The 10,988-nt window shown below is 62.2% G+C and carries 12 protein-coding genes and 1 pseudogene; all 13 read right to left on the minus strand.

The window, feature by feature from the left end; translation table 11 throughout:
* Positions 1-44: 44 nt before the first annotated feature.
* On the minus strand, positions 45-794 hold the full coding sequence (gene phnP, locus ACM110_RS25725; RefSeq protein WP_416129965.1) for a phosphonate metabolism protein PhnP: 750 nt from the start codon (positions 792-794) through the stop codon (positions 45-47).
* Positions 785-1,354 carry a phosphonate metabolism protein/1,5-bisphosphokinase (PRPP-forming) PhnN gene (gene phnN / locus ACM110_RS25730; RefSeq protein ID WP_416129966.1) on the minus strand — a complete coding sequence of 190 codons (570 nt, stop codon included), beginning with the start codon at positions 1,352-1,354 and terminating at the stop codon, positions 785-787. The genes phnP and phnN overlap by 10 nt, the downstream gene beginning before the upstream one ends.
* Positions 1,354-2,499: an alpha-D-ribose 1-methylphosphonate 5-triphosphate diphosphatase gene (locus ACM110_RS25735; protein ID WP_416129967.1), complete on the minus strand. Its 1,146-nt coding sequence runs from the start codon at positions 2,497-2,499 to the stop codon at positions 1,354-1,356. The genes phnN and ACM110_RS25735 overlap by 1 nt, the downstream gene beginning before the upstream one ends.
* Complete coding sequence (gene phnL, locus ACM110_RS25740) at positions 2,489-3,208, minus strand: phosphonate C-P lyase system protein PhnL (RefSeq protein WP_416129968.1); 720 nt, start codon at positions 3,206-3,208, stop codon at positions 2,489-2,491. The genes ACM110_RS25735 and phnL overlap by 11 nt, the downstream gene beginning before the upstream one ends.
* A 28-nt stretch (positions 3,209-3,236) precedes the next feature.
* The gene (phnK, locus tag ACM110_RS25745) at positions 3,237-4,043 is read right to left on the minus strand and encodes a phosphonate C-P lyase system protein PhnK (RefSeq protein WP_416129969.1); all 807 of its coding nucleotides are present in this window, start codon (positions 4,041-4,043) and stop codon (positions 3,237-3,239) included.
* Positions 4,040-4,904: pseudogene (locus ACM110_RS25750) on the minus strand (alpha-D-ribose 1-methylphosphonate 5-phosphate C-P-lyase PhnJ); the annotation flags it as partial. The pseudogene ACM110_RS25750 and the gene phnK, both read right to left, overlap by 4 nt.
* On the minus strand, positions 4,905-5,981 hold the full coding sequence (locus ACM110_RS25755) for a carbon-phosphorus lyase complex subunit PhnI (protein WP_416129970.1): 1,077 nt from the start codon (positions 5,979-5,981) through the stop codon (positions 4,905-4,907).
* Positions 5,981-6,571 (minus strand): phosphonate C-P lyase system protein PhnH, encoded by a 591-nt coding sequence (gene phnH, locus ACM110_RS25760; RefSeq protein WP_416129971.1) that lies wholly within the window; start codon positions 6,569-6,571, stop codon positions 5,981-5,983. Before phnH ends, ACM110_RS25755 begins: the two co-directional genes overlap by 1 nt.
* Positions 6,571-7,020: a phosphonate C-P lyase system protein PhnG gene (phnG, locus tag ACM110_RS25765; RefSeq protein WP_416129972.1), complete on the minus strand. Its 450-nt coding sequence runs from the start codon at positions 7,018-7,020 to the stop codon at positions 6,571-6,573. Before phnG ends, phnH begins: the two co-directional genes overlap by 1 nt.
* A gap of 11 nt (positions 7,021-7,031) precedes the next feature.
* Entirely contained in the window at positions 7,032-7,736 is a 705-nt protein-coding gene (phnF, locus tag ACM110_RS25770) for a phosphonate metabolism transcriptional regulator PhnF (RefSeq protein WP_416129973.1), read from the minus strand.
* A 36-nt stretch (positions 7,737-7,772) separates the two neighbouring features.
* Entirely contained in the window at positions 7,773-8,555 is a 783-nt protein-coding gene (phnE, locus tag ACM110_RS25775) for a phosphonate ABC transporter, permease protein PhnE (RefSeq protein ID WP_212626853.1), read from the minus strand.
* A gap of 168 nt (positions 8,556-8,723) precedes the next feature.
* On the minus strand, positions 8,724-9,734 hold the full coding sequence (gene phnD, locus ACM110_RS25780; RefSeq protein ID WP_416129974.1) for a phosphonate ABC transporter substrate-binding protein: 1,011 nt from the start codon (positions 9,732-9,734) through the stop codon (positions 8,724-8,726).
* Positions 9,735-9,778: 44 nt separating this feature from the next.
* On the minus strand, positions 9,779-10,612 hold the full coding sequence (gene phnC, locus ACM110_RS25785; protein ID WP_338582357.1) for a phosphonate ABC transporter ATP-binding protein: 834 nt from the start codon (positions 10,610-10,612) through the stop codon (positions 9,779-9,781).
* Between the last annotated feature and the right edge of the window lie 376 nt (positions 10,613-10,988).

Raw genomic sequence — 10,988 nt, forward strand, 5'->3', positions numbered from 1 at the left:
CTGTAGGAGCTGGCGTAGCCTGCGATCTTTTCCGCCCGAAATCCCTACAACCCCCACCCATCAAACCCGACACTGACATTGCCCGGCAACTCGCCGCGATGCTCCATCAACCACGCATCAAACGTATGCCCGACATGCGTCAACACCGCCAACGCCGGTTGCAGTTCTTCAATGCACCGCAAGGCCAGGTTCAGGTCGTTGTGATTTCGCGGGGCCAGGGGTTGCGGTGGCATCGAGCAGTCGAGCACCAGCAGGTCCAGCGGTTGACGTTGCAGAAACGCGGTGGTGTCCGATGGCAAACCGACGGTGTCAGTCAGGTAGGCGATTCGCCGACCTTCGCCTTCCAGCAGATAGCCGAGGGTCGGTTTGGAATGCAGTAACGGCAGCGCGGTGACATTCAGCGTGCCGAAAGAACGGGTTTCGAAAGCCTCGAACGGCTGGCTGAAATCAAGAATGCCGGGGTGTTTGTAGAGGTCAGCCAAACCTTCCGGGTCGACCGGGCCGTGCACCGGGATCACCAGTCCCTGGCCCCAGCGCAAGTGCAGCAGACCCTGGGCGTGATCGGCGTGGTAGTGGGTCTGGAAAATACCGTTGAAGCTGCGCGGCGGGAAGCGTTCGCACAGGTCGGGCAAGCCACTATCGATCAACCAGCGCTGATCGCCGCATTCGATCAACGCGCTACAGGGCAGACGCTGCAAGCGCTCATCGTAGCGTGCAGCATCGCAGGCGACACATTCGCAGCCGTAGACCGGGACTTGCCGGGCATCACCGGTGCCCAGCAACGTCAGGCGCATGGCGCTTGCTCGTCAATGCACGCCAGCAAGCGTTCGACCGTGCTCTCCAGCGGCCCGGAGTTGTCGAGCAGGTGCAGCGCCGGGTCGTTGTCCGCCAGCAAGCGTTCAGTGAAACGGGCATTGCGCGCCAGCCGCTGATCGATCTCGATCAGCGATTCACGCCCACGCGCCAGCAGACGCTGGCGCAACACCGCTTGATCCACCGTCAGCAGCAACACCAACACGTTCGGATAGCGCAGGCGAGTGTTCTGCAAATGCCCTCGCGAGCCGTTGACCAACACGTCCTGTCCGGCGGCCAGCCAATCATCGATTTCCTGCGGGATGCCATAGGACAACCCATTGGCATGCCAGCTCAGAGCAAACGCGCCCTGAGCCTCCATGTCGGCGAACTGCTGCGCACTGACGCCCAACGCCGCCTCGCCCACCGCTTCCGCCGAGCGGGTGATGACCCGCCGCACGATGCGGCAGCCGCGTTCGGCCAACCGCTCTCGCGCGGCATCGAGCAGGCTGTCCTTGCCCGAACCCGAAGGCCCGATGAGATAGATCAACCTGCCTGCCATCAAAACACCCTCTTCGCTTGTCGCCATACTTGCTGGACCACCGGCAAACCGTCCTGACTGCGCGCCTGTATCAGGTCGGCGCGCAAACCCGGGGCAATCTCACCGCGATCATTGAGACCTGCGGCCCGGGCCGGGTTCAGGCTGACCATGCGCACCGCTTCGGCCAAGCCGATCCGCTCGCTCTGCGCCGCCAGGGCGAACGCCGATTGCAGCAGGCTCGCCGGGTAGTAGTCGCTGGACAGGATATCCAGCAAGCCTTCGGCGGCCAGATCTGCGGCGGCCACGTTACCCGAGTGCGAACCGCCGCGCACGATGTTCGGTGCGCCCATCAAAACCTTCATGCCGTTGTCCTGGCACCCGCGCGCCGCTTCGACGGTGGTCGGGAACTCGGCGATGGTCATGCCGTAGCGCGCCGACTCCTCGACGTGGGCCAGGGTCGCGTCATCATGACTGGCCACCGACAGGCCAAGGGCCAGACAGTGCTCGACGATTGCCGCACGGTAACGGTCGCTGTAGGTACGCGAGTTGGCCATTTGCAGCGTGATGAATTCATCCATCTGCGTGGTGGTCAGGTGGTATTTGCCCATGTAGTACTCACGGTACTTGGATTCCAGCACGAACTGGCGCTGACCCGGCGAGTGGTCCATCACCGACACCAGTTGCACCAGCGGGTTTTCCACCAGATCGCGAAACACGGTGAGGGTGTCCGGGTGGCACAACTCGCAGCGTAGGTGCAGGCGGTGTTCGGCGCGGGTCAGCCCGGCGTCGGATGCCTTGGAAATCGCCTCCAGCATCGCCGGCAGTTTCTGCATGCGATTGCCCTTGGGGTTCACGTCGCCGATGGACACCGCGTCAAACACCGTGGTGATACCGGCCGCGATGATCTGCGCATCGTGGCTGAGCACTGCCGGGACCGACGGCCAGTCGACGCCGGGACGCGGGGTCATGTGGCGTTCCAGGTTATCGGTGTGCAACTCCACCAGACCCGGCAACAGGTAATCGCCATTTAGATCCAGCGCCTGGGGCAAGCGGCTCGGACCTTCGGCGACTTCGGCGATCAACCCGTCGCGCAGCACCACAGTGCCGTAGAACACGCGGTCAGCGGTGACCAGTTGGGCATTGCTGAGGATCTGTTCAACGGACATCGGCGTATTCCTTTTCGGTCACAGCGGCGGGCGTCATGTCGAGATGGCGGTCGGCAACCGCTTCTCGGGCGACACGATCATGGAAGATGCCGATCAGCGCGGCACCGGCGACTTTTGCTTCATTCATCAGTTCCAGCACCACCTGACGATTGTTGTCGTCGAGGGAGGCTGTCGGTTCGTCGAGCAACATCACCGGCCACGCGACCATGAAGCCACGGGCGATGTTGACCCGTTGTTGCTCGCCACCAGAGAAGGTGCCGGGCGCCAGTTGCCACAGGCGTTGCGGAATGTTCAGGCGAGTGAGCAGCAACTCGGCACGCGATTGCGCCAGGTGTTTCGACCAGCCACGGGCCAGCGCCGGCTCCATCACCACGTCCAGGCACGCCACACGCGGGATCACCCGCAGGAACTGGCTGACATAGCCGAGCGTGCGCTGACGCACTTGCAGAATGTCCCGGGGTTCGGCGCCCACCAGCTCCAGCCACTGGCCGTCATGCTGCACACGAATGCTGCCGCCCGCCGGCAGATAGTTGCCATACAAGGTGCGCAGCAAGGTGCTTTTACCCGCGCCGGACTGGCCGTGCAGCACCAGGCATTCACCGCCCGCCACACTGAAATCCATCCCGCGCAACACGTTGAGGACCACGCCGTTCTGCTGATGCAGGGTGAAGGTTTTCGAGAGGTCACGGACCTCGATCAAGGTATTCATCGCTCGGTTTCCACAGTTGGACGGGGCTTCACGGCTGCAACACCGAAGACACCAGCAGTTGCGAATAAGGGTGCTGCGGATCGTCGAGGATCTGGTCGGTCAGGCCGGTTTCCACCACCCGCGACCGGCGCATCACCATCAAGCGGTCGGCCAGCAACCGCGCCACCGCCAGGTCGTGGGTGACGATCACCACCGCCAGGTCCAGCTCCCGCACCAGGCCGCGCAACAGGTCTAGCAAGCGCGCCTGCACCGACACATCGAGGCCACCGGTCGGTTCGTCCATGAACACCAGACGCGGGCTCGACACCAGGTTGCGGGCGATTTGCAGGCGCTGCTGCATGCCGCCGGAAAAAGTCCGCGGCAAGTCATCGATGCGCTGCGGATCGATTTCCACCTGGCTCAGCCAGTCGAGCCCGGCCCCGCGCAACTGTTGGTAATTGCGTACGCCTTGGGCCATCAGGCGTTCGCCGATGTTGGCGCCAGCCGACACGCCCATGCGCAAACCGTCACGCGGGTTCTGTTCGACGAAGCCCCATTCAGTGCGCAGCAAGGTGCGGCGCTCGGCTTCGCTGGCGCTGTACAGGTCCAGCCATCGGTCCTGTTTGTCGCGGTAGCCGATGCGGCCGTTCTGCGGTGGCAGGCGTCCGCTGAGCAACGAGAGCAAGGTCGACTTACCCGACCCGGACTCACCGACAATCCCCAGTACTTCACCGGGGTACAAATCGAAACTGACGTCCTGACAGCCCTTTTCCGGCCCGTACAACAGCGACAAATCACGCACTTGCAGCAAGGGTTCGGTGGACACGGACAGATCGTTTTTCAGCGCCTGGTTCATTGGCCCTGCTCCTGCTGGCTGACGCGCTGGGCGCAGTAATAAGTGTCGGAACAGACAAAGCTCTGGGTGCCGGCGTCGTCGAGGATCAGCTCGTCGAGGAACGATTCACGGCTGCCGCAGATGGCGCAGCACTCTTCCCATTTCTGCGCTTCGAACGGGTGATCCTCGAAGTCGAGACTGGTGACTCGGGTAAACGGCGGCACCGCGTACAGACGCTTTTCCCGGCCAGCACCGAACAGCATCAGTGCCGGGCTCATGTCGAGTTTCGGGTTGTCGAATTTCGGGATCGGCGACGGGTCCATCACGTAGCGCTCGTCGACCATCACCGGGTAGGCATAGGCCGTGGCGATGTGGCCGAAGGTGGCGATGTCTTCGTAGAGTTTGACGTGCATGACCCCGTAATCGTTGAGGGCGTGCATGGTCCGCGTCTCGACTTCCGACGGTTCGATAAAGCGCAGCGGCTCGGGAATCGGCACTTGATAGACCATGATCTGGTCGGCGTGCAGCGGCGTTTCCGGGATGCGGTGACGGGTCTGGATCACCGTTGCGTCCGGCGTATTTTCGGTCGTTGCGACGCCAGCGGTGCGGGCGAAGAAGCGGCGGATCGACACGGCGTTGGTGGTGTCGTCCGCGCCCTGGTCGATGACCTTGAGCACGTCATCGTCACCCAGAATCGCGGCGGTCAATTGCATGCCACCAGTGCCCCAGCCGTAAGGCAGCGGCATCTCGCGACCGCCGAACGGCACTTGGTAACCGGGGATCGCCACGGCCTTGAGCAAGGCGCGGCGGATCATGCGTTTGGTCTGTTCATCGAGGTAGGCGAAGTTGTACGCCGCGTCGCGGACCGGCGCTTGAGTCAGGTCATTCATGGTTGCTGCCCTCGGCCGGCTTGCGCAGTTTGCGGATCAGTTCCAGTTCGGCCTGGAAGTCCACGTAGTGAGGTAATTTGAGGTGCGAGACAAAACCGGAGGCTTCGACGTTGTCGCAGTGCATCAGCACGAATTCTTCTTGCTGCGCCGGGGACACGATCTCTTCGTTGTACTCGTCGGCGCGCAACGCTCGGTCGACCAGCGCCATGCCCATGGCCTTGCGCTCGGCGTGTCCAAAGGCCAGGCCGTAGCCGCGAGTGAACTGCGCCAGCTCCGTGGCCGAGCCGACGAACTGGTTGACCATCTCGCACTCGGTGACTTCGATGCTGCCCAGGTTGATCGGGAACCCCAGCTCTTCGGGCTCGATCCACACCTCGACTTCGCCGATGCGAATTTCCCCGGCGAACGGGTGATTGCGGCCGTAACCGCGTTGGGTCGAGTAACCCAGCGCCAACAGGAAACCTTCGTCGCCACGGGCCAGGGCTTGCAGGCGCTGGGCACGATTAGCGGGCAATTCCAGTGGATCGCGGGTGATGTCCGCCACCGCTTCGCCGTTGTCGGACTCGTTCTTGATCAAGCCTTCCTTGGCCAGCAAACCGAGGACCCGAGGGCACGGTTCAAGACTGGCGTTCGGGGTGGTTTGCGGCCCCGGATACTCACCTTCGGCGAGCAGCGCGAAGTCCAGCAAGCGATGGGTGTAATCGAAGGTCGGCCCCAGCAGTTGCCCGCCGGGCACGTCCTTGAAAGTGGCGGACAAGCGCCGACTGAGTTGCATGTTCTGCGTGTCGATCGGCAGGCTCGGGCCGAAGCGCGGCAACGTGGTGCGGTAGGCACGCAGCAGGAAGATCGCTTCGACCAGATCCCCCGCCGCTTGCTTGATCGCCAGTGCAGCAAGCTCTTCGTCGTACAGCGAGCCTTCGCTCATCACACGCGCCACCGCCAGCGGCAGTTGCTGACGGATCTGCTCAACGCTCAGCTCAGTGACCGAGGTATCGCCCCGGCGTTTTTTCGCCAGTAGACGGTGGGCATTATCGATGGCCTGTTCGCCACCCTTGACGGCTACGTACATCAGGCACGCTCCTCTGCGATACGAGTACTGCGCGGCAAACCGATCAGGTCATGGCCGGCAGCGAAAAACAGGTCCAGGCCCCGGGGAAATTCGATGCGGCGTTCACGCTCTCGCCAGAAGCCATCGGCCACCGGCAACGCCACATCGTGTTCGCTTTCGATCCCCGGCCCGCGCCACTTCAGCCCTGCCCCGCCGTCGAGGCTTGGCAGTTGAACCAGCAAGGTGCAGGACTGATCCGGGTAGCGATCGTTGCCATGATCGAAGCCGCTCAGGTCGAGCAGATCGTCGGCCGCAAGCAAGGCAAACCGCGCGTCTTCACGCTTGGCGGTCAGCGGGCAGCCACAGTGGAACGCCAGGTTGGCGCGAATCAGCGGCGTGTCGAAGGACGGCGCCAGCCACAGCGACGTGTCGACATCCAGCAGTGCCAGGCACAGTGCATAAGTCGCAGGCTCCAGCCCTTCGAGGCTCGGCGTGGCTTGCAATGTCTGGATCAGACCGGGACCGGCGAGTGCCTTCATAGCCGCGCGAAAAGCGCGCTGGGCATCCAGCACCGGGTCGGCGAACGCCGGTTGCAACAGCTGTGCGCTCATCAGTTTTCTCCTCGCACGAGGGTGAAGAATTCGACTTTGGTGGCGGCGGTTTCCGCCTCTTTCTGTGCCCGGCGCTCGGCCTGGGCAGTCGCCAGTGGCGTAATCATTTCCGTCAGCCAGTGACGCTGTTGCGCGCCTTGCAAATGCGCGTCGGCCAGCGCCGCGAGTTCGGCGTGGACCTTGTCGCGGCCCGCCAGATAGCTGTAGCCGGTGCGGCCATCGGCCAGGCGCACAACACAGCGAGTCACGCTCATTTCGCCGACGTTGAACGGCGCGCCATTGCCGCCCATGCGACCGCGAACCAGGGTCATGCCGATTTCCGGGGCGCGGATCAGTTGGTATTCGATGTCGCGCAGTGCGTCTTCGAAGGGCTGCAATTCACTGCGACGAGCGCGGGCCAGCACGCCGATCCAGTGCTGCCGCTCGGTGTGAGGAACAGGGTTTTGCATTGCGTTCTCCATCAGGTAACGACCTGGTACTGGAAGCGATCCGAACGGCTGGTGGACTGGGCCAGCTCCACCGCACGGCCGTCGCGATCGCGGGAAAGGGTGAACACACTCAGCGCCGGCAAATGCCGGGGCATCATCAAAAGCGCGGCTTCTTCGCGGTTGGGCAAACGGGCGCCGATCAGGCTTTGGGTACGGGTCAGCGGCATGTCCCGTTCGCTGAGGTACTGGCGCAACGAGCCGCCGGTGTAGTCCGCCAGCAGCGGCGCGTGACTGGCGCAGTAGCGATGGCGGATCAGGCTGACCGGCTGGCCGTCGAGCTTGCGCAAAGTCTGCAATTCGATCATCGGCGCCATCTCGGCAATGCCCAGATGCTGCGCCTCTTCACGGCTGGCAAAGCAGTAGCGACGCTTGAGCAGCATCGCCTCGACGCCATGCCCCTGGGCTGACAGCGACTGGCTGTAGGCACTGTCGGCGGCCATCGGATAAATCAGCGGGCGCTCCAGCACTTGCGTACCTTTGCCCTGGCGGCGCAACAGGCTGCCCTCGAACACCAGCTCATCGATGGCGCGGCGCAAGGTGTGACGGTTGACGCCGAAGCGCTCGGCCAACTGCACTTCCGCCGGCAGGAAATCTCCGGCGCAGTAGTCACCCAATTCACGACGCAGGATGTCGGCGAGTTCGCGGTACACCGGCTCATCTTGTCTAGACAACTGCATGCTTTAAAAAAGCGCCCGCAGGCACCCCTCCGAAAATCAGATGAACTGCTTGCGCAGGCGTTGCGAGAGGATGTCGATCAGGCTGACGACAACGATGATCACCAGCAAAACAGCGCACGTTTGAACGAACTGAAAGGCGCGGATGTTCTCCCACAGGATCACGCCGATCCCGCCCGCACCGACCATCCCCACCACCGTCGCCGAGCGCACGTTGGCTTCAAAACGGTAGAGCGCATACGAAACCCACAGCGGCATCACTTGCGGTATCACGCCGTAGATCACCTCTTGCAGGGCACTGGCGCCGGTAGCACGAACGCCTTCGACCGGGCCTGGATCAATCGCTTCCACGGCTTCGGCGAACAGCTTGGCGAGTACGCCGGTGGTGCTGATCCACAGTGCCAGGACACCGGCAAACGGCCCGAGGCCGACGGCCACCACGAACAACATGGCGAAGACCATTTCGTTGATCGAACGGAAAGCGTCCATCACCCGGCGCAGCGGCTGGTGAATCCACCAGGGCGTGATGTTTTCCGAGCAGAGAATGCCCAGCGGCACCGAGCAGACAATCGCCAGCACCGTGCCCCACAAGGCGATTTGTACGGTGACGATCATTTCCTTGAGGTACGAGCGCCATTCATGAAAGTCCGGCGGAAAGAAATCCGCGGCGAATGTCGCCATGTTTCCCGAGTCGCGGTACAGCGCCATCGGATTCATTTCAGCGCCGTGCCAGGCCCAGGCCAGCAGGACCAGAAACAGGCCCCAACCGGCGTATTGCGGCCAGGTACGCTTGCCGACAGCTTCAGCGTGCAGAGTGGTCATGAGGGTTCTCTGAAAAGCGTTTTAAGAGGTGTGACACATCGGTAATGCCTGATGCAAAAACCTGTGGGAGCGAGCTTGCTCGCGATAGCGGTGAAACAGTCGACATCCATGTTGAATGTGCCGACGTCATCGCGAGCAAGCTCGCTCCCACGTTTACCGCGTCATGGATCAACCGGCGTTGGCGGTCTTGTTCTCGCTCTTCTCGAGCAAGGTGATGCGCTCTTGCAGCTTGGCCAGCTCGGCATCGATGTCGGCCAGCTTCTTGGTCTTGTCGGCGGCTTCAAGCTTGGTGTCGGCGCTGATGGTGGTGCGTTGCTTGAACAGTTCCAGCTGACGGATCGGCAGCAACTGGTCGTCGCTCGACTTCAAGAACTTGCCCAACTGCATGCCCTTGAGCACCGCTTTCTCTTCGTCGGTGTCGCCGTAGCTAAAGATGAAATCGCGGATCTTGGTTTTCTCGCTGTCACTCAGCGCCTTGCTCCACACCAACGGGTCGGCCGGGATCAGCGGCGACTTCCAGATCACTTTCAGCAGTGCGGCTTTATCAGGCTGGGTGACTTCCAGGCGATCCCAGCTTTCGGTGTTGAAGGTCGCCACATCCAGCTGCCCCTTGGCCACGCTCAAGGCGTTGACTTCATGGCTGGAGTTGAGCGTGCGCTTGAACGCAGTGGCGGCATCGACGTGGTTCTTGGCGAACACGTAATAGCCCGGCACCAGGTAGCCCGAAGTGGAGTTCGGATCACCGTTACCGAAGGTCAGGTTCTTGGCGTTTTTCAACATGTCGTCAACGGAGTTGATCGGGCTGTCCTTACGCGCGATCAACACGCTCCAGTAACCGGCAGCGCCACTGGCGGCAGCGGTCTGGGCGAAGATTTCGCCGTTGGAACGGTCCACGGCTTCGATGGCAGCCTTATTGCCCAACCAGGCGACGTCGACCTTGTTGAAGCGCATGCCCTGGATCAGGCCGGCATAATCAGAGGCGAACGTGGCGTTGATCTTCAGGCCGGTTTGCTTCTGCATGTCATCCAGAAACGGCTGCCAGATGCTCTTGAGGTTTTGCGAGGATTCGGTGGACATGATGCCGAAGTTGATGGCTTTTTCTTCAGCCTGGGCGGTGCCCATCACACAGCTGGCGAGCAGTGCTGCACCAGCAAAAACACGACCGATACGGTTCAACATGGAAAGGTTTCCTGAGGGTGAACGGTTGGGAAATTCGGGAGTTGTCACGCGCGCGCCATCACTAGCCGGGGCACGGCTTCGACTGGGCGAAGCTGGTCGGAACACATCAGGCTGGTGTCGATGTCGGCACCATACAAATCGTTGAGGAACTGCCCGCTCAGCTCGGCAGCGCGACCATCGAAATGAATCCGCCCGCCCTTGAGCGCAACGGCGCGCGGGCAATAGCGGGTGGCGTAGTCGACTTGATGCAGGGTCACGACCACGGTCTTGCCGTCGCGGCGGTTGATGTCGGCAAGGATCTCCATGACCTTGCGCGCCGACTCGGGGTCGAGCGAGGCGATCGGCTCATCCGCCAGAATCACTTCGGCACGCTGGGTCAATGCGCGGGCAATCGCCACGCGCTGCTGCTGACCGCCGGACAGGGTCGAGGCCCGTTGCGCCGCCAGATCGGCGAGGCCGACGCGGTCCAGGGATTCCAGGGCGAACTGTTTTTCTTCGGCGTTGAACAGGCACAAGTTGCCACGCCAGCGCGGCATGCGCCCCAGGCAACCAAGCAGCACGTTGTCGAGTACGCTCAGGCGATTGACCAGGTTGAACTGCTGGAAGATATAGCCGATGTCGGCCCGCAGGCGGCGCACCTTGCCGTTGAGCCGCCCGCTCGCCTGCACTTCCCGCCCCAGCACCTTGACGCTGCCGCCGTTGTTTTTATCGCAACAGGCCAGGCCCGCGAGGTGGCGCAGCAAGGTGGATTTACCGGAGCCGGACGCGCCGATCAGCGCGACCATCTCACCGGCCGCGATGGTCAGTTCGAGGTCGACCAGTGCGGTTTTACGCGCAAAGGTCTTGTTCAGATGATCGACATGGATAGCTGCGTTCATGGGCTTCTCTGTCTGGTTGAACAGCCGTCCGTGGCTGTATTGGAGTTCAACCGACTTTAGGCACCGGGCATGTCAGGCCTATGACTTGCACAAGTCGCTGGTGTAACTATTTGATGAAGGTTTTGTGAAAGGTTGAGCCTGTGCGCTCCGGTTTTACACAGATACTGTGCCTGCTGAAGATCCCTGTGGGAGCCAGCCTGCTGGCGATTTTTTTTGAGGGTGTACATATCCATTCCTGCGGTAACGGCCGCTGGCGGTTTCGCTCTTACAGCGAGTCCCTTTTTCAAACGCCAAAAAGGAACCAAAAGGCTTTGCCCCGGCGTACGGCACCTCGCTGAGGCTCGGTGTTCCCTCGCTACGGTGTCCATCAGGGGGC

This window comes from Pseudomonas sp. NFX98 (assembly GCF_047784845.1).
Taxonomy (GTDB): Bacteria; Pseudomonadota; Gammaproteobacteria; order Pseudomonadales; family Pseudomonadaceae; genus Aquipseudomonas.